The sequence below is a fragment of the Mesorhizobium sp. CNPSo 4661 genome, from assembly GCF_057784215.1.
This window is the reverse complement of the sequence record NZ_JBWGIO010000024.1, coordinates 1-21,512: the sequence shown is the minus strand read 5'-3', so window position 1 is coordinate 21,512 and position 21,512 is coordinate 1. Positions and strand designations below refer to the sequence as shown.

At 61.3% G+C, this 21,512-nt stretch carries 15 protein-coding genes and 1 pseudogene; 11 read left to right on the top strand and 5 right to left on the bottom strand.

Annotation, left to right across the window (positions count from 1 at the left end):
* Positions 1-51 precede the first annotated feature (51 nt).
* Complete coding sequence (locus tag AC0YKC_RS28845; RefSeq protein ID WP_488513571.1) at positions 52-600, top strand: hypothetical protein; 549 nt, start codon at positions 52-54, stop codon at positions 598-600.
* Here the strand turns inward: AC0YKC_RS28845 and AC0YKC_RS28840 are convergent.
* Positions 535-783, bottom strand: a complete 249-nt coding sequence (locus tag AC0YKC_RS28840; protein WP_488513537.1) for a hypothetical protein — start codon at positions 781-783, stop codon at positions 535-537. The genes AC0YKC_RS28845 and AC0YKC_RS28840 overlap by 66 nt on opposite strands.
* 517 nt (positions 784-1,300) lie before the next feature.
* On the opposite strand from AC0YKC_RS28840, the gene AC0YKC_RS28835 reads away from it, so the two are divergent.
* From AC0YKC_RS28835 to AC0YKC_RS28810, 6 genes are all read left to right on the top strand, one after another.
* Complete coding sequence (locus AC0YKC_RS28835) at positions 1,301-2,263, top strand: ArdC family protein (RefSeq protein ID WP_488513536.1); 963 nt, start codon at positions 1,301-1,303, stop codon at positions 2,261-2,263.
* Between the two features lie 337 nt (positions 2,264-2,600).
* Entirely contained in the window at positions 2,601-4,694 is a 2,094-nt protein-coding gene (locus AC0YKC_RS28830) for a ParB/RepB/Spo0J family partition protein (protein WP_488513535.1), read from the top strand.
* 160 nt (positions 4,695-4,854) lie between these two features.
* Complete coding sequence (locus tag AC0YKC_RS28825) at positions 4,855-9,168, top strand: strawberry notch-like NTP hydrolase domain-containing protein (RefSeq protein WP_488513534.1); 4,314 nt, start codon at positions 4,855-4,857, stop codon at positions 9,166-9,168.
* A complete protein-coding gene (locus AC0YKC_RS28820; protein WP_488513533.1) occupies positions 9,168-10,226 on the top strand; it encodes a DUF7146 domain-containing protein in 1,059 nt (352 codons plus the stop codon). Before AC0YKC_RS28825 ends, AC0YKC_RS28820 begins: the two co-directional genes overlap by 1 nt.
* A 356-nt stretch (positions 10,227-10,582) precedes the next feature.
* Complete coding sequence (locus tag AC0YKC_RS28815) at positions 10,583-11,512, top strand: DUF2493 domain-containing protein (RefSeq protein ID WP_488513532.1); 930 nt, start codon at positions 10,583-10,585, stop codon at positions 11,510-11,512.
* Positions 11,513-11,869: 357 nt separating this feature from the next.
* Positions 11,870-12,037: a hypothetical protein gene (locus AC0YKC_RS28810; protein ID WP_488513531.1), complete on the top strand. Its 168-nt coding sequence runs from the start codon at positions 11,870-11,872 to the stop codon at positions 12,035-12,037.
* Positions 12,038-12,197: 160 nt separating this feature from the next.
* On the opposite strand, the pseudogene AC0YKC_RS28805 reads toward AC0YKC_RS28810, so the two are convergent.
* A pseudogene (locus tag AC0YKC_RS28805) lies at positions 12,198-12,374 on the bottom strand (DinB/UmuC family translesion DNA polymerase); the annotation flags it as partial.
* 220 nt (positions 12,375-12,594) lie between these two features.
* On the opposite strand from AC0YKC_RS28805, the gene AC0YKC_RS28800 reads away from it, so the two are divergent.
* From AC0YKC_RS28800 to AC0YKC_RS28785, 4 genes are read left to right on the top strand one after another with little or no spacing between them, the layout of a single operon-like run.
* The gene (locus AC0YKC_RS28800) at positions 12,595-13,719 is read left to right on the top strand and encodes a patatin-like phospholipase family protein (RefSeq protein ID WP_488513530.1); all 1,125 of its coding nucleotides are present in this window, start codon (positions 12,595-12,597) and stop codon (positions 13,717-13,719) included.
* A gap of 43 nt (positions 13,720-13,762) precedes the next feature.
* Positions 13,763-14,749, top strand: a complete 987-nt coding sequence (locus tag AC0YKC_RS28795; RefSeq protein WP_488513529.1) for a cyclic GMP-AMP synthase DncV-like nucleotidyltransferase — start codon at positions 13,763-13,765, stop codon at positions 14,747-14,749.
* Positions 14,742-16,553: a ThiF family adenylyltransferase gene (locus AC0YKC_RS28790; RefSeq protein ID WP_488513528.1), complete on the top strand. Its 1,812-nt coding sequence runs from the start codon at positions 14,742-14,744 to the stop codon at positions 16,551-16,553. Before AC0YKC_RS28795 ends, AC0YKC_RS28790 begins: the two co-directional genes overlap by 8 nt.
* Positions 16,553-17,023: a Mov34/MPN/PAD-1 family protein gene (locus AC0YKC_RS28785; protein ID WP_488513527.1), complete on the top strand. Its 471-nt coding sequence runs from the start codon at positions 16,553-16,555 to the stop codon at positions 17,021-17,023. The genes AC0YKC_RS28790 and AC0YKC_RS28785 overlap by 1 nt, the downstream gene beginning before the upstream one ends.
* Before the next feature lie 288 nt (positions 17,024-17,311).
* Here the strand turns inward: AC0YKC_RS28785 and AC0YKC_RS28780 are convergent, their stop codons facing one another.
* The 3 genes from AC0YKC_RS28780 to AC0YKC_RS28770 form a co-directional block, all read right to left on the bottom strand.
* On the bottom strand, positions 17,312-18,163 hold the full coding sequence (locus AC0YKC_RS28780) for a hypothetical protein (RefSeq protein WP_488513526.1): 852 nt from the start codon (positions 18,161-18,163) through the stop codon (positions 17,312-17,314).
* A 15-nt stretch (positions 18,164-18,178) separates the two neighbouring features.
* Positions 18,179-19,117, bottom strand: a complete 939-nt coding sequence (locus AC0YKC_RS28775) for a DUF6615 family protein (RefSeq protein WP_488513525.1) — start codon at positions 19,115-19,117, stop codon at positions 18,179-18,181.
* Between the two features lie 120 nt (positions 19,118-19,237).
* Positions 19,238-20,947, bottom strand: coding sequence for an anti-phage protein (locus AC0YKC_RS28770; RefSeq protein WP_488513524.1), 1,710 nt, complete (start codon positions 20,945-20,947; stop codon positions 19,238-19,240).
* Positions 20,948-21,512: the final 565 nt, after the last annotated feature.

The window sequence follows — 21,512 nt, the reverse complement described above, 5'->3', positions numbered from 1 at the left end:
ATAGGCAGGCCGCCACTCGACCGCCGCGGTGGGGTCGATTTCGATCCAGTCTTGCCGCAGTGCGACATAGACCAGCTTGCGTATGCCCACCAAAAGGTGCTTGGCCTTGTGGGGCGTGGCGATGAAGCGTCCAAGAAGCTCTTCAACATGGATGCGTCGAAGGTTCTTAACCGCTACGTTCCGCCAGATGAGCGGATGATCTGCGACCACCCGGAGTTCCAGAAATTCTTCGATCAGCCTCGTGTTCTTGCGTTTGCTGGCTTCGTCAAGCGCCAGCCACTTGACCGAGATCTTCAGCCGCTGAAAGGCCGCTCCAAATGTGCCGGGCAGAGCAGTTCCGGGCATTTGGACGACAGGGGCCTTAGGGACTTTCCGGCCCTCGACCGCTGCTTGGTAGGCCTCCTTGAAACCGGGTTGGTTTGGCGCCGGCAGACTGACAACACGCTCCTTCGTCCGATAGCGCCAGCGAAGTTTTCCATGGCGATCAGTGTAGGAGGACAGGCCGGGATATTTGTCGGTCATGGCAGAATGAATCTATTCCCTGCGGTGATTCCCTTGCAACAGGAAGTCGACGATATTCTCATCATCGTCTCCAGGTAGTTCGGCAAACGCCGCTTCGAGTTTAAGGCGATCCCAAATCACGCGGCCGTCAACTTTCTTCGGCTTCGGCATGCGGCGGTCAGCAACCATCTGGTCGAATTTGGTTATGCCTACGCCAACATATCGGGCGGCTTCTTCGCGTGAGAGACCCCGAGGAGCATAGGAAAGGCTATCGCTTTTCATGATCTCGCTGCCGCATGCGCCCGTCCTTGTGCGCGGGCTTCCATTCAGAGATCAAGATCTGGAGCGTATCAGCCACAGCCGGAAGGGATCCGACCAAACGGTGCGGTGAATTGCGGTCAGGGCGTATAAATGGGATGGCTTTGCTGATTGATTGCCAATTGGGCGTACTGGAAATTGACCGTCGGAAGCACAGCGAAGGTCGGCACCGACACCGATCGTTTTCGATCCGGCGCCCTTCGCCGGGGGCGGTCGGTCCCGCATCCCGCCTGGCGGCGGCGCTATGCTGATGCTCCTTCGGCCGCCCTGTTGAACCGGTCTCAGGGCCACGAACCTGCTCCAGCACCGAACTGACTTGGTCGCAATGACGGACATTTCGGTGCTTCCGCTTTGTACGCCGTTTTTCATTTGGTCGGGAGAGCAGGGCTCTCCCGACGGAAAGGTAGAGGACGGGACGGGTTTTTCGCGACGGGTTGAAAGCGGAAGGAGAGGCCTTCGGCGCCCGTCGCGGAGAACCGCGATGTCTGTCCGGACCAATCGTACGCATGCCCTCGCCGACCGGTCGAACCTCTACGACGAGATCACCGGCAAGATAATTGCCGAGCTAGAAGCGGGTCGTTTTCCTTGGGTTCAGCCCTGGGGGACGTCCGCGGCAAAAGCGTCGCTTTCCCTGCCGCGGAATGCCAGCACGCACCGCCTTTACAGCGGGATCAACGTACTTATCCTCTGGGGTGCCGTCGTCGAACGCGGGTTCCCAACACAGAATTGGATAACCTATCGACAGGCGTTCGCGCTCGGCGGGAACGTCCGCAGAGGCGAGCACGGGACAACTGTCGTCTATGCCGATCGTTTTGTCCCGGATCACGAGAGGAAGCGCGCTCGCGAGACGGGCGAGGATGCTCAAGCCATACCGTTCCTCAAGCGCTTCACTGTTTTCAATATCGAGCAATGTGAAGGGCTACCTGACGAAGTCGCGACTTCGGCTCCGCTGCCGGTGGCAAGTCCGATCGAACCGCGGGTCGAGGCGCTGATCAAGGCCACCGGCATCGACTTCCGTATTGGCGGCGACAGGGCGTTCTATATGCCTGCCCACGATTATATCCAGGTGCCTCCGCCCCAAGCTTTCTTCGAGCCGATCAATTGGCATCGGACAGCCTTGCATGAGCTCGGACATGCCACCGGGCACAGTTCACGCCTGGATCGCAAATTCTCAGGCTCGACCACCTCCAGAAAATATGCGTTCGAGGAGCTCGTGGCAGAGATCAACGCGGCCTTCTGCTGCGCAGCCTTGGGCATCGTGCCCACGGTTCGGCATGCGGACTATATCGGCTCATGGCTGGAGGTTCTGCGCGAGGACAATCGTGCCATCGTTCGTGCCGCCAGCCAAGCCAGCAAGGCGGCGGAGTGGCTTCTTGGCCACCTGCCGCAAGAGGTCGAAGCGTCCATCGAGTTGGGCGCAGGCAATGATAGAAGGGCGGCATAACCTTCGTTGAACGGGCCCGCGCAAGCGCGGTCCCGTCGATCACGGATCGGCTGCCTTGAATTCACAGGGTTCCGCCTCGGGATTGCACGCGGCGGCCTGCCGATCGGCATAGGTATCAAGCGCTAGCCGCGTTTCATCCATCGCCTCTCATTATCGGTTCATGCGGAAACCGCGTTCACGGTCATAAAACTTTCCAATCGTGCGCGCCGTGCCGGCTCGGCTGTCGATCAACGGCGTGCCGGCTCGTGCTGGCAGGAGAGGGAGAGGGTTGGAGGAATTTCGTGACGGGTTCAAGGCCGAGAGAGAGGCTCTCGGCGCCCGTCGCGGAGAAACCCTGATGGCCACCGCCGTTCAGAAGATCACCCTGTCGCCTTCGCGCGACATTCCTTTCAACAAGCTGGTGCTTGCTCAAACCAACGTCAGACAGATCAAGGCCGGCGTATCTATTGAGGACTTGGCGGCTTCGATCGTCCGGCGCGGTCTTATCCAGAGCATTCATGTTCGTCCCGTGCTCGATGCTGGCGGCGAGGAGACCGGGATGTTCGAGGTCCCCGCCGGGGGACGCCGCTACCGCGCGCTCGAGATGCTTGTGAAGCAGAAGCGGTTTGCGAAGACCGCATCTGTTCCCTGTGTCGTGGGCGATCCGTTTGGGCCAATCCTCGCCGAAGAGATCTCGCTGGCCGAAAACGTCGAACACGCACCGCTCCATCCCTTGGACCAATATCGCGCGTTCAAGGAGATGCTCGACAAAGGCATGTCGGAGGAGGAGATCGCAGCCGCGTTCTTCATCTCGACCAGCTTGGTGAAGCAGCGTCTCAAGCTCACCGCAGTGTCGCCGGCGCTTCTTGAGATTTACGCCGATGACGGCATGTCGATCGCTCAACTCGAAGCATTCTCCGTCAGCAACGACCACGCCCGACAGGAGCAGGTCTGGGACGCGATCAAGAACAGTTGGTCGAAGGAGCCATACCAGATCCGGCGCATTCTGACCGAGAACACAGTGCGTGCCTCCGACAAGCGGGCCGTGTTCGTCGGTCTGGATCGCTATGAGGCGGCAGGCGGCGAAGTGCTGCGCGATCTGTTCCAGTCGGACGATGGCGGCTGGCTGCAGGACGTCCCGCTGCTTGAACGGCTGGTCACCGAGAAGCTGCAGATGACGGCCGACGAAATCGCCAGCGAAGGCTGGAAGTGGATCGAAGTCGCATTGAGCTTTCCCTATGGCGCGGCAAATGGCTTGCGTGACCTCAAGGGCACTCCGATCGACCTCACCAGCGAAGAGCAGGCAACGCTCGGTGCGCTGCGTGACGAGTTCGACAGGCTTCAGTCGCAGTACGCGGAGGCCGACGAGTTGCCGGAAGACGTCGACCAGCGGTTTGGCGAGATCGAAACCGCAATCAAATCGCTCGAGGCGCGCCCCGTCCTTTTCGATCCCGCTGAAATTGCGCGTGCAGGTGTCTTCGTCAGCGTCGATACGGACGGAGCACTTCTTGTCGAGCGCGGCTATGTAAAGCCGGAGGATGAGGCGCCCTTGACGCCCGAGGGCGACAACGATCCAGGCATCGACGGCTCCGGCGTTTCGGCCAAAGGCTCTAATCAGCGGGCCGTCATCACGATCGGTGGCCAGCCGGTCGACCCGGACGATGATGAGGAGGATGGCATCAAGCCATTGCCGGATCGGTTGATCATGGAACTGACCGCGGATCGCACGCTGGCTCTGCGCGACAAGCTCGCAAACGATCCCGCAACCGCTTTTCTGGCCGTGCTTCACAAATTCGTCCGTGACGCTTTCTCTCGCTACAGCGCGCAAGGCGTGGCGATGGAAGTCTTTGTCCGTGGCACGGTGTTTCCGGTCCAGTCCGAAGGGCTTCGCGATACGGCGTATGCGCGCTCGATCCAGGCCCGCCACGAGGTCTGGGAAAAACGTCTTCCAACGGACGTCGCCAACCTATGGGGCGCGCTCTCTGCACTGACGGGTACCGAGCAAACTGAGCTGTTCGCCCATTGCGCATCCCTCGGCGTCAACGCCCTTTACGAAAGGGCCGATCGCTACGGTAACGGCGCCATCTCAACGCACGGCGTCCAGCAGCGCCTTGCGGATGCCGATCGCCTTGCGCGGGCAGTTGGGCTCGACATGATCGCCGCCGGATGGCGCCCCACTGTCGGCAATTATCTCGGCCGCGTCACCAAGGCGCGTATCCTCGAAGCCGTTCGCGAGGGTGCTGGCGAGCGCGCCTCCCAGCTCATTGACCACCTCAAGAAGGGCGACATGGCCAAGGAAGCCGAACGCCTGCTGGCCGATAGTGGCTGGCTGCCCGAGCCTCTGCGGCTTGCCGCTGGCGACGAAGATGAAGCTCTGCCTGAATTCCTGGCAAGTGACAACGATGCCGCTTTGGTCGACCAGGAAGAAAAACAGCTAGACGCCGCCGAATAGGCCGTTTTCCTTCCGCCGCTAACGCCCGGCTCTCGCAAGAGTGCCGGGCGTTTTTGCGTACGGTGGTGAGAGTGAGTGTTCGGCCGGAACGGGTTGAGCCCGTGCGGTAGAGAGAGCGCCGATGGGCTTTTCCGCGGTCTCGCTCTCCAGAGGATCTCCGATGAACTTCTTGCCTCCGACATTAACCGGCAATCCGGTCTCTTCCGCTGCTGGGCCTATCGATCCAGCCGCACCAGTCTACGCGGCAGCCCTGCGTCTGCTCCCCCACCTCGAATCCGGCCGGCGCGTCGATGCCGTCGTCCTCCGAGCCGCCATGGAAGCCTCGTTCGGGGCGTCCGACACAAGCGGCGCCTGGGGCTGGAAGACGGCCTATGATGCCTGCGAGGCCGCCACCCTCCTGTTCCTTCGCAAATATGGCAGGTCGCTTCTGCGCAAGGCCGGCTCCGTGGCTTCCGCCTTGCCGCTTTTCAGCCGGATTGCGGACCTTCTGCCCACGCATACCCGCCGCTCCGAGGAAACTCAGGCGCTGCAGCAATTCTCGACACCTATCCCGTTGGGCCTCGCGGCCGTCTCCGCGGCCGCCATAACGGCGTCCGACCGAGTGCTTGAACCTTCCGCCGGCACCGGGCTGCTTGCCATACTCGCCGAGATCGCAGGCGGCTCGCTTGTCCTGAACGAGCTTGCAGAGACCCGTGCGGGTCTCCTGTCCAATCTCTTCCCGGCCCTTGCGGTTACGCGGTTCGACGCTGCCCAAATCGACGATCATCTCGATCCCGCCAGCTTGCCCACCGTCGTGCTGATGAATCCGCCGTTCTCGGTCCTCGCCAATGTGCGTGGTCGCGTCGCGGATGCGGCCTATCGCCATGTCGCCTCAGCCCTCGCTCGACTTGCCGACGGCGGCCGGCTGGTCACCATCACCGGTGCGAGTTTCGGACCTGAGATGCCGGCGTGGCGCGATGCCTTCGTGCGCCTCCAGGAGCATGGTCGTGTCGTTTTCACCGCCACGATCAGCGGCGCCGTCTATGCCAAGCATGGCACGACGATCGAGACCCGACTGACGGTCATCGACAAGACGCCTGCTGGTGATACGTCCCTCATCCGGAATGCACTCGGCGTTGCGTCGGATGTCGCCACCTTGCTCAGTTGGATCGAGGAGCACGTTCCGGCCCGGCTGCCGGTCGCCGAAGCGGCCAAGGTCGTACCCGCCACTCCACCGACGGTCCGCGGCTATCTCGCCCGCACTGTTACAGGCCCAGTTTACCGGCAGTTGTCCCAGCCGGTCGGCGTTGAACTGTCATACGAGACGGTCGATTGGACGCCCGCCGAGGGAGCACGGCTGACCGACGCGATCTACGAGGATTATGGATTGCAGACGATCCGTATTCCCGGCTCACAGGCGCACCCGACCAGGCTGGTCCAGTCCGCGGCGATGGCGTCTGTCGCGCCGCCAAAGCCTACTTATCGCCCGACCCTGCCCGAAGACATCCTGACGTCGCTCTCCGACGCCCAGCTTGAAACGGTGATCCTGGCCGGCGAGGCACATAGCGGGTTTCTCGCCGGATCGTGGTTAGTCGACCACACGCTCGATCTTGTCACCGCAGCACCAGATGACGCGCCGGCAGCCATGCGCTTCCGGCGTGGCTTCTTCATCGGTGACGGAACCGGCGTAGGCAAGGGCCGGCAGTCGGCGAGCATCGTGCTCGACAACTGGCTGCAAGGCCGGCGCAAGGCTGTGTGGATCTCGAAATCAGACAAACTGCTCGAGGACGCGCAGCGCGACTGGGCCGCGCTCGGCATGGAGCGTCTGCTGGTCACGCCGCTGTCGCGCTTCCCGCAAGGGCGGCCTGTCACGTTGCTGGAAGGCATCCTGTTTACAACCTATGCCACGCTACGCTCCGACGACCGCGGCGAGAAGGTTTCGCGCGTCAGGCAGATCGTCGAATGGTTGGGCTCGGATTTCGACGGGGTGCTCATATTCGACGAGGCGCACGCCATGCAGAATGCCGGCGGCGGCAAGGGAGAGCGTGGCGATGTCGCGCCCTCACAGCAAGGGCGCGCCGGCTTGCGCCTGCAACATGCTCTGCCCGGCGCCCGTGTCGTCTATGTCTCCGCCACTGGCGCGACCACCGTCGCCAATCTGGCCTACGCCCAGAGGCTTGGCCTCTGGGGCGGCGAGGACTTCCCGTTCTCGACCCGCGCGGAGTTCGTCGAGGCGATCGAGGCGGGTGGCGTGGCGGCGATGGAGGTGCTCGCCCGGGACCTTCGTGCGCTTGGCCTCTACACGGCGCGCTCGCTCTCCTTCGACGGCGTCGAGTACGAACTGGTCGAGCATGAACTGACGCCTGAGCAACGGCGCATCTACGATGCCTATGCCGGCGCCTTTGCCGTCATTCACAACCATCTCGACGCGGCCATGCGGGCCGCCAACATCACCGGCGACGGCGGCACGTTGAACCGCCAGGCCAAGTCCGCCGCGCGCTCGGCCTTCGAAGGCGCCAAGCAGCGCTTCTTCGGTCACCTGCTGACGTCGATGAAGACGCCGACGCTGATCCGCTCGATCGAGCAGGATCTCCAGTCCGGGCATTCGACCGTGGTTCAGATCGTCTCCACCGGCGAGGCGCTGATGGAACGCAGGCTGGCGGAGGTGCCGATGCAGGAATGGAACGACGTCCGCGTCGACATCACGCCACGCGAATATGTGCTCGACTACCTCGAGCATTCCTTTCCAGTTCAACTCTACGAACCCTTCACGGATTCGGAAGGGAACCTGTCGTCGAGGCCGGTGTTTCGCGACGGCCAACCCGTTGAAAGCCGCGAGGCGGTCGCGCGCCGCACGGCCCTGATCGAGAAGCTGGCGAGCTTGCCACCGGTTCCTGGCGCGCTCGACCAGATCGTCCAGCGCTTCGGCACCGGCATGGTCGCGGAGGTGACGGGTCGGTCGCGACGCATCGTCAGGAAGGGCGAACGCTTGATGGTCGAGGGCCGCGCGGCCTCGGCCAATCTCGCCGAGACGCAGGCCTTCATGGATGACGTCAAGCGCATCCTGGTGTTCAGCGATGCCGGTGGGACAGGCCGCAGCTACCATGCGGAGCTTTCTGCGCGGAACACGCGCCTGCGCGTCCACTACCTTCTCGAGCCTGGCTGGAAAGCCGATACCGCCATTCAGGGCCTTGGCCGTACGCATCGGACCAACCAGGCGCAGCCACCGCTTTTTCGGCCGATCGCCACCGACGTGAAAGCCGAGAAACGCTTTCTCTCCACGATTGCGCGGCGTCTCGATACGCTGGGCGCAATTACGCGAGGCCAGCGCCGGACTGGCGGGCAGGGCCTGTTCCGCCCGGAGGACAATCTGGAATCGCATTATGCGCGCGATGCGCTGCGCCAGCTCTACCTGCTGATCGTCCGCGGCAAAGTCGAGGGCTGCTCACTCGCGCTGTTCGAGCAGACCACGGGGCTGACGTTGACGGACGAGAACGGCATCAAGGACGAGCTGCCGCCGATCACCACTTTCCTCAATAGGCTGCTGGCGCTCACCATCGACCTGCAGGACATCCTGTTCGCGGCTTTCGAGCAGTTGCTCACCGCTAGGGTGGAAGGCGCCATCGCGGCTGGGATTTATGATCTTGGACTCGAAACGCTGCGAGCAGAGAGCTTCGTCGTCACCGACCGGCGGGCGATCTACACCCATCCGGGCACCGGCGCCGACACGCAGCTCCTCACCATCGATCAGCGCCAGCGCAACCGACCTCTGCCCGTCGAGCAAGCTGTCGCCCAGCTCGACGACCAGCGCACCATCCTGCTGGTCAACGAACGCTCAGGGCGTGCTGCCGTGCAGGTCCCCGCGCCATCGTTCATGCTCGATGATGGCGAAATCGAACGGCGTGTCAGGCTGATCCGGCCGATGGAACAACACCATGCCTCCCTGCGTATGATGGAGGACAGTCATTGGCAGCAGGCTGATCGCGAGACCTTCACCGCCGCCTGGCGTGCCGAGGTCGCGGGCGTCCCGGCTTTCTCGGACTCGACCATCCACATCGTCGCGGGGCTGCTGCTGCCGATCTGGAAGCGACTTCCAAACGAGTCGAGTCGGGTCTATCGGCTCCAGACTGATGATGGGGAGCGCATCATCGGACGCAGGGTTTCGGCAGCCTGGGCCGCCGGCGCGCTCGCAACCGGTGTCAGCGCGATCAAAGCATCAGATGCCTTCAACGCCCTTGCGGATGGGAGCACGATGCTGGACCTTGCCGAGGGACTTCATCTGCGCCGCGTCCGCGTCATGGGCGCCAATCGCATTGAGCTGTCCGGCTTCACCGATACCATGCGCGAGCGGCTCGCGGCCTACGGACTTTTCCACGAGATCATATCCTGGAAGCTGCGCATGTTCGTGCCCGCGGACGCAAGCGGGCCTACGGTGCTCGCCAAGGTCATCGCGCGTCATCCGATACAGCGCATCAGCGAGAGGGAGGCCAGCTGATGCCGCCTCGCGATGCATCCGAACTGGCAAGCCGTCTCGCCCAACGGGCGGAGGCGGTTTGCCGCCGCTACCTTTCCAATGGTCGCCGCCAGGGCCGCTACTGGCTGGTTGGCGACGCCCGCAATGCGCCGGGGCGCTCGATGTTTGTCCGTCTCAAGGGATCGGATTCCGGCAAGGGCGCCGCCGGGAAATGGACCGACGCCGCCACCGGGGAGCACGGCGACCTGCTGGACGTCATTCGGGAATCGCTTGGCCTTGTCGATTTCAAGGACGTCTGCGACGAGGCGCGCAGCTTTCTGTCGATGCCCCTGACGACGAACGAACCAAAGGACCGTTGGGAGCAAGCCGTTCCCGCTGCCGGCGGCTCTCCCGAAGCGGCGCGGCGGCTGGTCTCCATGTCGCAGCCGATACCAGGAACGCTTGTGGAGACGTATCTGCGCGGACGCGCGATTACTGCCTTGCATGAAACCGGCGGCCTTCGGTTTCATCCGTGCTGCTATTACCGTCCAGAGAGCGGCCCGACCGAAACATGGCCGGCAATGATCGCGATGGTCACCGACCTCAGAGGCAAGCTCACCGGCGCCCACCGCACCTGGCTCGATCCGGGCGGATTCACCGAGGCCCATCTCGGCCGCGCTCCGGTCGACACGCCAAGACGAGCCATGGGCGACCTGCTCGGTCACGCTGTCCGCTTCGGCTGCTGCCACGACGTCATGGCCGCCGGAGAAGGCATCGAGACCATGCTGTCGCAACGCTCTGTCCTGCCCACCATGCCAACGATCGCAGCGCTGTCGGCGGCGCATCTGTCCGCAATCCTGTTCCCTGACACAGTGCGGCGACTCTACATTGCCCGCGACAATGATCCGGCAGGCGACGCAGCAGTGGCAACCCTCATTGAACGCACCAGCGCGGCTGGAATCGAGGCGATGGTGCTCACACCGCGGCTCGGCGATTTCAACGAAGATCTGCGTCTGCTCGGTACCGATGCCCTGAGGGCGATCCTGCGTGTCCAGATCGCGCCGCAGGATGTCGAACGCTTCATGAAGCTGGCGGCCTGACCGGAAAGGGGAAGATGGGGGCGCGCCAGCGATGCGTGGCTCGGGTCGCAGGTGAACCTTCGCTGGGATGAGGGCCGGCCCACGGCCTTCTAGAGGGCGATCGGGCACCGGCCGGTCCGGACAGGCAATGGCTGCGCCCGGCTATTTTCCGGCGGCCCTTGCCACCCCGTGCGGCGAGCCGCGCGGGACCCCGTCTTCGGGCCTTTCCATCGCGAACCAAAATAGCCGGGCTTCGCCATCCTTCACTCCCGTTCCGGCCCTGCGCTGGCGCTTCGGGTGCAAGTCCGGATCGTCCATCGCCTTCGTCGCCATGAAGGCCGCGATGGGCGCGGCCGGTCCCACGAAGGCGAGCCGCCATGAGCACCGAGCACGATACCGACTTCGAGCCGCAACCCGCATCATCACCCATCGACCACGTCCTGCAGGAGCTTCAGCTCTACGGCTACCGTCCCTTCGAAGATGAACCCGATCCGCGCCCGCTTCCCGAAGGCCGGGTCGTGGCAGCCAGCATCGCCGACATCTTCGACGCTCTCATGGTAGCGATGGCCGACACACGCCTTGAGCCCGACCTCGAGGAGCTGCTGTGGGGTACAGTCAATCTGTTCCATCGCGCGACCAAGCGGATCGAACGCGAGCTCGATGAAAACGAAGTTGGCCAGCAGCGGCTGCAGCGCGAACAGGATGGATCCGAGGTCAAGTCGGTCGAACTAGAGCGCCTCATCGCCCAAGGTCAGACGCTGCTCGAACGCCGCAACGCCTTCGAATTGATGCGTGACCAGGCCGCCGAGCATTACGAGCGTCACACCCACTCGATCTGGCGCCCGCGTTCGGGCTCTCTCGTCAACCATCGCAACCTGACCGCGGCAATGATCGACAGCCGGGACTTCGTTGCCGCGAGGAAGCATGCAGATAGCCAGCTGCTGTTGCCGCCGGGACCGAAAGTCGCCTTCACCGGCGGCCTCGATTTCAACGATCATCTGCTGATCTGGGTCAAGCTGGACCAGGTCCATGGCAAGCATCCGGACATGGTCCTGCTACACGGCGGATCGCCAAAAGGTGCAGAGTTGATCGCGGCCAAATGGGCTCACAGTCGCAAGGTGCCACAGATTGCCTTCAGGCCGGACTGGACCAGGCATGCCAAGGCCGCGCCCTTCAAGCGCAACGACGCCATGCTCGCCACCTTGCCGATCGGCGTCATTCATTTCCCCGGCTCTGGCATTCAGGACAATCTCGCCGACAAGGCCCGCAGGCTCGGCATCCCGGTGATGAAGTTTGGCGCCGCGTGACGGGGCCACCAGTTCCACTCGCCTCAAGTCATTCGCCGTGATTTCCGTCGCTCTTGGCGCTTGGATCGGACGAACGCTCCTGCCGATTTGGCGTCTATGAAGGCAAGGCGGAGGACCACGAGATTCACATCCCATCCCGTCCCGGAATGGAGGACAGGGAACCGATCGCCGCGTTTGTCGGCGCAATTCCTTGGTCCGATCCGAGGGCCTGATGCCATCAACCCATAAAGGGTCGGACTACGCAAAGCGTGCCGCCGTTTCGGCCTTGCCTTCACGGTGATTGCGGCCCTCGGCCGGACACATCGGGCGCCTGTCACGCGGGGATCGCTCCCCGCTTCCAGAACAGGAGCCGGAAAAATGTCCCTCGTGGAAGCCAACGCCTTCGCCTTCAGCCTCGCCACCAGCCTGATGGTCAGTATCGTCATTTTCCGCGCCGGCGACGGAACACTTTCGGTCGTGCGGGCCGACGAGTATGAAGGAGAGGTCGCCCAGATCGTCCGCGAGATCGATCCACACGAGCGATGATCCGGACAAGTTGCGGCCGGTGGTCCTTTGCGCCCCGGCCCGAGGCAGCGCTACAGTTCGAACCGCAATTGACGTTGATCCGGCGGCGACACATCGCCCGCGACGAGAGTGTGATGCCCAACAGGCGGATACCTTTCCGCGGCGGAAATACCGACCTCAGGAGATCGGTTGCGAGCCCCTCGAAATCTGGGAGTTCAATCGGCACCGCCACCGTGCGGCTGCGCGTGATCTGCTGGAAGTCGGCGAATTTGACCTTCAGCGTGACGGTCCTTCCCCGGATGCCTTTCCCTTCACAGTATCCCCAGACCTTGGCGACCAGCGGCTTGAGTTCGGCGATTGATGCATCGAGATCGACGATGTCGGCTGTGAATGTGTCCTCGGAGCCGATCGATTTGCGAGGCCGATCCGGCTCAACCGCCAGCCGCGCGCAGGGGTCGAGCAGGTTTCATCGGCGGGAAGGTTTTAGGTCATATTATTCTCTGAACAAACAAAGAACATGCTTGGTTGGCCGTGCAAAGATGCGGTAACATTGCCGGTTCCTAAGGGAGATTGATTCTTTGGCGCGTAAAACAACGCCCGCATCAGAACAGGCCCGCAAGCCTCCTTTCCGCGTCCTCTGTATTGAGGGGGGCGGCATGCGCGGTATTTACAGCGCGTCCTATCTGGACGCGTTGCTGACCAGGTATTCTGCCACGCGCAAGGTCACGCATATTGACCTTGGCAAAGCATTCCAGCTTATCTGCGGCACCAGCACGGGCGCGATCCTTGCCTGTGCCTTGGCCGCCGATGTCCGCATGAGCAAGGTGATCGATCTCTATCGCAATCAGGGGCCGAAGATCTTCCCCGAGAAAGTGCCGTCGTCCCTTACCAAGATTCTTTTGCAGTTCAGCAGGCGTCCTGCACTTAACCGGGCAGGGGCCGCGGCCCTCAAGGCTGCGCTCACGGCAGAACTGAAAACAACGAAGTTGATCGATATCTGGAACGATCGTGGCGTAGGTCTGGCCGTGCCGGCGGTTGAAATGTCACGACACCGATCATGGGTCTTCAAGACCCCGCACCTTGAGAACAGCAAGCATCGCGACGACGACTACACGCTTGTCGACGTCTGCATGGCTACCACGGCTGCGCCGGTGTTCCGGTCGGTGGCGTGGTTGCCCAATCCCAAAATGCAGGGCGGGCATGCCTTCGTCGATGGCGGACTCTGGGCCAACAATCCGATCCTGGTCGGTCTGACCGACGCCCTCGAACTCACCGAACCAGGTGATGCCATTGAAATCTTTTGCCTGGGAACGTGCCCACCACCTTCGGGGGACCAGATTACGCCGGCGCTGGTCGACCGTGGCTACAAGCAATGGCGCTTTGGCGCCGATGCGGCCGCAGTCAGCATCAGTGCGCAACAATATGCGTTCGATCATATAGCCCGCATGATGGGCAAGCATACAGGCCGCCATCTTTCCGTCTTCCGTTTCCCGCATGGCGACATCGCCGGGGCGATGCTGAACCATCTGGATCTGGATGAAACGTCCAAAGCATCGATGGACGCGCTGGTCCAGCAGGGCCAGACCGACGCTTATGAAGCGCTAAGCGCCTGTGGCGACGACAAATCTGAAATAGGTCGAGCAATCGACGGACTCCTGCGCGAAGCGCCGGAAAGCAAAGCCAAGCGAGGGAAAGATGTTTGATTGCCACGACGATATAACGGCGTTTCACAACGATAAGGTTCAATTGCCCAAGGCCGAGCGCGATACAATGCGCGATCGTCGCAACACCAACCGCAAGCGGTTGAAAGAAGGCCTGAAGCGAGATGAGGAGCCGTCGCCGATCGGATGCCGGACGCAGGGCTCCTACGCCATGCGCACCATGACCCAGCATGCTGAGCTCGACTATGACATCGATGATGGGGTCTATTTCGACAAGGACAAGCTGATTGGTCCGCGTGGTGGCGACAAGACAGCGGCCGACGCCAAGGAAATGGTCCGTAAGGCCGTCCATGACGACAAGTTCAAGACGCCCCCGGAGGTGCTGAAGAACTGCGTGCGGATCTACTACGACATGGGTTACCACGTTGACGTGCCTGTCTATCGGCGCGTCGTGGAGAACCAGAAATACGTTTACGAGCTCGCAAGCACGGACTGGAAGAAATCGGACCCGATGGCGGTCACCGACTGGTTCAAGGACCAAAACAAGGCGCAGAGCCCCGATCAAATCAATGGCGGCCAGATGCGACGGGTGGTCAAGCTGATGAAGGCCTTTGCCCGCAGCCGAGAATCCTGGCGTAGCCAGATTGCCACCGGTTTCATGATCACCAAGCTCGTCACCGAGCGCTTTTCAGAGAATGCCGGGCATGACGACGTATCGCTGCGAAGGACAATGGAAGACATCCATTCGCGGCTCGAAGGCAGCCTCGAGATCGATCATCCAGTCGTTTTCGGCGTCAAGCTCACCCACGGTCCGGATGATAGCCGTGCTAAGCTGCTGCGGGAGAAGCTCGCATGGGCGATCGACGAGCTGGACGTGCTCGATGATGCCGACTGCAGCCAAGCTTACGCCCGCAAGGCATGGGACAAGGTTTTCAAGACGGAGTTTTTCACCGATCGCGGTGCGACCAAGAAGGCCGATGCGATTGTGACCTCCGCGGCGATCCTGCGCGGTGACTACGCCGATGCCGGCAGGGAAGCGGTCGATAAACGCGGTGGCGGCAGGTATGGCTGAATCCCGCCCGCTGCTGGCGGAGTTGCATGACCAGGCGCTTCTAGCGCTCAATACGTATTTCGACGCTTATAGCGCCACGAGGATGGCCCCGGAGGAGCTCGCGGCTAACAAGTCCTTGGTTGCAGATGCAGGCTGGAAATTCCCGGTTTCCTTCAGTGACGGCCGGGTTTTGACCCTGGCGGTGTTGGTCCCGGCAGCGTTTCCATTCGCGGCGGCGCGTTTGTTTGTCCTTGATGGGCCAGGCGTTTTGACCTGGCCGCATCTGGAGGACACCGGACTGCTTTGCGTCTATCCCTCACAAGCCTCGTTCAGCACCGAACGGCCGGTTGCCGTGGTCCATGCCTTGCTGCAAGATGGCGTTGCTATGATCGAGCAGAACATCGCCGGGAATACCGCCGCCGATTTTCGTGCCGAATTCGTATCGTACTGGAACCGCAGTGTGGAAGCCGCGCCGCGTGTGCTGAGCCTTGTCGAGGCTCAAGGAGATCATCGCGCCGTCTACGTATGGAAAGGCCAAAAAGACCATATCATCGCCGATAGCGAGGCCGCGCTTCGGCGATGGCTCGGTCATAGGTTTGGTTCGTCCGCCAAAGCCGATAAGTATGACGTCTCCAAGGCTCTTTTGTTGTGGTTGCCAACTGTCCCGCTGCCTGTGGATTTCCCGAAGAACGGTGCCGATATCCGTCGCCTCGTTGCCGGCGACGCGGCAGCCCTGGACCTGCTGGGCAAAGCCATTGTTGATGGGACCATTGATGAGGTGCTGCTCGGTGCAAGGACGGAGACCGGCATTGGCTTTGGCAGTGTCAAGCTGACGTTGCCACCCAAGCAGGATGGCCTTGGCCGCAAGCACGATCCGATTAATCGGGGGTTCCGGCCGGGTCGATTGCCATTGAAGTTCGCGCTCCAACGCGGCTTGGCACCCGTGAGCAAGGTCAGGCGCTTTCAGGTCCAGCGTGTCGACCACGACTGGATCCACGGTCGCGACCATGACGGCCGCCAAACGCTGCTCAAGGGCAAGCATGTTGTCATTGTCGGAAGCGGCTCTCTGGGCAGCACCTTGACGGAACTTATCGCCAAGGCAGGGATCGGCAGCCTTCATCTGATCGACGGCGAGGTCCTTGAATGGGAGAACATCGCCCGCCATGTCCTGGGCGCCCAGTCCGTCGGTGCGTTTAAGAGTGTGCAACTGGCGGGTTACTTGAGCGCGAACCTGCCACATCTTCTGGCGGTGGAGGCCAGTGCGGAGGTCGTGGCGGCGATCGATGTTGAACGCCTGCAGGCTGCCGACCTGATTGTCGCCACCACGGGTGTCTGGCAGGTCGACAGTCTGCTCAACCATCTGCAGCAGAGCCAAGGGCTGCCGCCGATTCTATACGGATGGCTTGAGCCCAATGCGGCGGCGGCGCATGCCGTCTTTATTCCAGGGCAGGGCGGATGTTTCCGCTGCGGTATGTCGGACACCGGCACTCCCGATGTCGCGGTCACGCGCTGGCCGGAGGACGGCCTTTTGGCCGTACCGGCTTGTGGTGGCGCATTCACGCCCTACGGTCCCGCCGAGCTCGCCTGGGCCCATGCGCTTCTCAGTGGGGAGACGATCCGCTGCCTGATTGATCAGCCAGGCATGCCGCACCACAAGATCTGGGTCGGCCAGACTGCCAACTGGGCTGCTCAAGGCGGCCAGGTTGATCCCGGCTGGCTGAAGCTTATGGGTGATCCCGGGGCCGGTGGGATGATCCGCGAGCGCCAATGGCCAGCGGCGGCGGATTGCCCGGTCTGCCGCAAGATGGCCCAGGCGGCGGCGTAATGAGATATTTGGCTGCGTCGGGCAAGCAGGAGCTTATCCTTGCACCTTCCGTGCTGGACCATTTTGCCACCTATCGGCAGGTCGGGCGCCTTGATCGCGAAGCCGGCGGGCAACTTTTCGCCCGTTTCGAGGGACAACGCATCGTTGTGGAGGTGGCGACGGGTCCCCGCGCGATCGACCGTCGATCGCGCTTTTCGTTTATTCCCAACAAATGGGCCGATCGGGCGGAAATTCGGCGACTGCATCAGCAAGGCTTGCATTATCTGGGAGACTGGCACACGCACCCTGAACCGGTACCCACGCCATCGCCGGTTGATCGGGCGAGCATGCATGACATGTTTGCCAAGTCGCGCCACGATCTGGCGGGTTTTTTGATGGTCATCGTTGGAACTGAGCCTCCACCAAGCGGGCTTTTCGCCGCAATCTTCCAAGCCAACAGTTGGGCGCAACTGACGCCCACAGCAGGATAGCCGAAGATAACTCTTTTCGGGATCACTGTGTGAGCTGCCGTGGGCTGCTCGGTTATGTCTCCGTCAGCTACTGAGGGTCTTGCGCAAAAGGTCCAATCAGACACCCCGAAATAGGATCGGCCTCGTGGCTCGTATGCACCCTGGATCTCCAGTAATCGTGGACCTGCGGCCCAAAATCGTATCCAAGTGCATCTCGCGTAACCTTTTCCCGAGACGCAGCGGGAACTTGGGCCGAAGTGCGGCTAGGCCTGCTGTGACAGGAGCTGCGCCCCACCCGATCATTGCAGATCAGCCGGCTCGATCCAGCTTGCCGTCCAGGCCGAGTTCAATGGGGAAGTTCCAATGCGTAGGAAGAATAGGATCAGGGGGCTCAAGCAGCGTGGGCGCACAGTGCGCCTCAGGGTAGAGGTCGGTCAAAAACAGGCAGATTGGCGCCATCAACGGCTTCGTGAGCTCGTTAAAGATGATCTCAATCTTTACTTCGAGTTGCCGGTTCCGATTGGCGAACCCCGCAAAGAGGCGTCCCCGATGTCCGTTCTCTAGGGCGATGGTTGAGCCATGCATTATCGAGAGCGCATAAAGAGCGAGGAAGTCTTGCGTCTCCTCAGATAATTCTGCGGCTGCTGATGCAGCAATGCCGGTCCGTATCAACACCTCTTTGACCTCGGCTGCGAGCTGCTCTGCAGTAAAGGCCGGCTTCCAGATGAACCGATTACCGAGGAAGTCGAGCGCCTGGATTTCCTTCTCAGTCGGCCGCCTTCCCGTCTCAACCTTCTCCAGAGCCCGTTTCAGCCGCTGCTTAGCGGATGGTCGCTGACAACCGCACCCCTCCCACAACTGGTCGTCAGACGCCAGCCGGAGATTGGCGTGGGCGGCTCGGGCGATGTCGTCCCAAGTGGGATCGCGACCGCGCAACTTTAGGCTCCAGACGTCCACGCTGGTGAAGACGTCTCGTCCGACCTGAGTGACGAGTCCTTTTTCACGCGTGTCGCGATGGGCGACAAAATCCCCGATTTCGCGAAAGCAGGCTTGAGTGCCAGCACGCGATCTGAGTCCGAGGAACAGACGGTCCAGGTCAGCCACACGACGATCGCCCGCTATCAGACGACGGACACGGTGGCGTAGGTCGTCATCGAGCATGTCTCTCACGCCTTCCTAGTCATCGCCGCTCGACGCGCGACTGTTCGACACAAATGTTAGGCGCCACCGGTTAAGCCCAGGCGCTGAGGCCATGCCTTCCTCTCTTCGATTCAGCACGGCTTGCACGTCGTCGGGTATACCATCCGACACGTCGGGAACGTCGGGCAGCGTGTCCGTCTGTCCGGCCACATCCCTACTTTTCGAAGATGCAGCGGCCCTGAGATCGAGTATTCGGGCTCGCACCTCTACCGGGGTGGGCGGCGTCGGAAAGCCGACAATGCGGCGCCCCGCTGAGATGCCGAGATATAGTGGTAACGAGACCGCACCGGGCGCAAGCGCGAATGGCGACAATTGCTCCAGAGTGGGCGGACAGAAAAGCACAGAGAGCGAGGATAGCATAGGTGCAATGAGTCGCAAGCTCTTGTTGCTAGTGCGGAGTGCGCGTGTGCTTGCGTCTTTGACGAGCCGCTCCACTAGGAAGCCATCGGCGATGTTTATCCCGGATATCAAAGGATTGCCGGAACGGCGCGCCAACTCACAAGTACTTGCTGCGTGATAGAATATATATAGTGGGTATGTCGCAAAACCGGAACGGCGGGCGCTGTCGCACAATGTCTCCGCCTGTAACTTTGATCCCGAACCGGACGTGTGTAGCAGCTCGCGATAGCAATGCCGCGTCCACACCGACCCGTCGCCGTAGGCCTGCTTGGCCTGGAGCAATAGACGGAAGAAGGTCGACGTGCGCCGGTCGACGAAGTTCCATTCCATGTCGGCACCCGTGACAGGCTCATCTGGGAATTCGACGATTAGACGACCGCCAGCCGCCGTGATGAGCGCGCCCATCAGGAGATCGGTGACGGTTTCTTCGCGGAAACGACGGCGCAAGCCACGCCCTTGATCGAGGAACTGTTCAACGAACCTTGGAAACTGGTGAGAGAGAGCACAGAGCATCATTCGCAATCCGTGGAAAATCGCATTCCCTTGAGCCTTAATCTCTGGATCGGTGCCGGCGCGAACCGAAAGAAGATCACGCCAGCCTGAGGGCGAGGCTCTGAGCTTCGCATACTTCTCGCGTCAATCTTTGAGATAGCTGTCGTTCATGGCGGCGTGGGGCTCAAATCGCGCCGTTTGTAACATGATGCGCCCGACCTCCAATGGTGTGTGCTGTATGCGATCGAGCGACTCATTGACGATTTTGCATTGCTCTGTGTTCAAGTAGAAGCGGTGTTCGTCGAGCCAGGATCGAACCTTATGGTAGTTGTCAATGGTCGCTGTCGAAATCGACTTGACCGCTTGGTCGATGGCGTTGCGGCTCACTCTTGGACGTAACAGCGGAATGACGTCGAGCGTCCGATCTTCTGATACAACGAAAGCCATTCTCTCCGCCGTATCTTCGAGCACGTACCGAACGGCTGAATTATACCGAGCGCCCCGAGAGGGAGTGCACTCGTCGTTGGCAGCGCCATCGAGAATTACACCTATGGCATGGCACACGCCGTTCGGATCGGCGAGAATAGTGCCATCGATACTCGTGGCCCGCTCGAGCAGTTCCTTGGACAAGGGCGTTGGCTCAATCGCTGTGCCTTGGTGCTTGAGCCTAATTGCTTCGGCTGCTGCGTCCTTCGCTATGACGAGCATGCTGCCTCTTGGCAGCTGCACCAGTAAATCGAGAACAATCCGGAACCGGCCCACTGCGTCTTCGGAAATGCCTGCAAAGGTACGACTCATATTATCCACGAATCGCTCGGTACTAATCGGTTCCTCCGGGAGACGGGCCTCGCCGAACTGCGCGCGCATCAGAATTTGGTCTCCGCGTCTGAACTGCCACTGATGATGGCCGAGAAAGTCCACACTGTATGGTGGAACGCTCACATCCGAGACACGACCAAGACCGTAGATCGAATCGTAGCCAGCGATCAACGCGGTGTCCTTGGTCGCCATCTGCAGGAGTTTCCGAGCCCAGCGCGTTTGCCTGAGTGATACTGGGCTGGCCAGTCGCAGGACATATTGTACATTCGCGTCTTCCGCGGCCGCGAGCACGATCCGGCCCGTGCCGAGCCGCCCTTCGTACATCAGCTGTGAGAGCCTGTTGAAATTCTCGAAAAGATCTGAGGTATTGAAATTTCCGATGAACGGCACACGCATGAAGCTTCTAGCCGCGCTGGCCACGACTTCGGCTGGCGTTCGCATGCCTTGATCGGAGAGATGTCTACCGGGATCGGGGCGCGATAGTGCCACATGCGCCTCATCGAGTACGGCCTTCAGGCATTGATCGAGAAAACTGGTCTCAAAATCCTCATTCTGCCAACGGTACGAGATTGCAGGAAATTGACGGAAGAGATGCTCTGCTACCTGTATGACGCATACAATGTAATAATCGTCTACGGGATAAGCGTTGCTGCAGTAACTTCGTAAGCGTGCCGCACGGTCGTTCACACCGAGCTGGCGGGTGACCTCTTCACGGATAACGAGGCGTCTAATGTTCTCCGGTTTTTCCCGCATCGACACCTCGTCCCCGTAGTAGTGCTGCTGCATGGGGTGCACCGCGATCGCTTCATCCACGCGTGCTGGCAATGCCGAGAAGGTCGAAAGCGACCATCGCCCATCTTCGGGCTCCAGGCAGACAGAGTGCCTCGGATTGTGCTCCGGTCGGGCGAGCCCGACGAGAAACACCTCCGGCTCCGCATCTACACCGATCAACTCGAGAACACGTTGGGCTAGATACTGAATCGTTCCGCGGAAATGCGACTGATATCCCCACATGAACAAGCTGATCGTACGCATTTTTCCTGATGTGTCCTTCCTCTGAAGGCCAGCCGATTCTCTAACTACCGTCACAGCCTTTACTCATCCCCGGTTCAACACGGGAGTGAGGACGACCATCATCAAACGGGAAAGGTTCTCACTGTCAAATTTGCTTTTCACACTGACCTTCCACCTTATCCGCACATTCCGTGTTGCCCGAGCATGGCCATGGCGGCTTTTCGCAACGCGTTTCCGAAACCTGTCCGTCCGCTTCCGACCCCAATGAGGTCTTCGCGATACGCCACCGTATGCGGCTGGCACCGGATGTGGGCTCAAGCTTTCATTCAGGTCGATCCACGCTGTCGTCGGCGGACATCTCGGACACCAATTTGCTTTATCTCTTGATGGCCAGCGCTGCCATTGCCCCCCTCCTTCTTTTTCACAGAGCACCAACTACCTCTCGAACGGGCTGATCTGGCCGAAGGGCGGCTGAAGCCTCGACCGCCTATGCCGCAATGGCGCGTCGCGCGTTTCTTCCCCTGGGCGAAGCCCATTCCTCGCGAAACCAAGAAACGCGCGCCTGCGCCATCCTCCGCTTTGCTGC

Bases quoted from the DNA above. Each gene is read 5' to 3' on its own strand.
- AC0YKC_RS28840 (WP_488513537.1), bottom strand. From the start codon at position 783: ATGAAAAGCGATAGCCTTTCCTATGCTCCTCGGGGTCTCTCACGCGAA.
- AC0YKC_RS28835 (WP_488513536.1), top strand. From the start codon at position 1,301: ATGTCTGTCCGGACCAATCGTACGCATGCCCTCGCCGACCGGTCGAAC.
- AC0YKC_RS28830 (WP_488513535.1), top strand. From the start codon at position 2,601: ATGGCCACCGCCGTTCAGAAGATCACCCTGTCGCCTTCGCGCGACATT.
- AC0YKC_RS28825 (WP_488513534.1), top strand. From the start codon at position 4,855: ATGAACTTCTTGCCTCCGACATTAACCGGCAATCCGGTCTCTTCCGCT.
- AC0YKC_RS28820 (WP_488513533.1), top strand. From the start codon at position 9,168: ATGCCGCCTCGCGATGCATCCGAACTGGCAAGCCGTCTCGCCCAACGG.
- AC0YKC_RS28815 (WP_488513532.1), top strand. From the start codon at position 10,583: ATGAGCACCGAGCACGATACCGACTTCGAGCCGCAACCCGCATCATCA.
- AC0YKC_RS28810 (WP_488513531.1), top strand. From the start codon at position 11,870: ATGTCCCTCGTGGAAGCCAACGCCTTCGCCTTCAGCCTCGCCACCAGC.
- AC0YKC_RS28790 (WP_488513528.1), top strand. From the start codon at position 14,742: ATGGCTGAATCCCGCCCGCTGCTGGCGGAGTTGCATGACCAGGCGCTT.
- AC0YKC_RS28785 (WP_488513527.1), top strand. From the start codon at position 16,553: ATGAGATATTTGGCTGCGTCGGGCAAGCAGGAGCTTATCCTTGCACCT.
- AC0YKC_RS28780 (WP_488513526.1), bottom strand. From the start codon at position 18,163: ATGCTCGATGACGACCTACGCCACCGTGTCCGTCGTCTGATAGCGGGC.
- AC0YKC_RS28775 (WP_488513525.1), bottom strand. From the start codon at position 19,117: ATGATGCTCTGTGCTCTCTCTCACCAGTTTCCAAGGTTCGTTGAACAG.
- AC0YKC_RS28770 (WP_488513524.1), bottom strand. From the start codon at position 20,947: ATGCGTACGATCAGCTTGTTCATGTGGGGATATCAGTCGCATTTCCGC.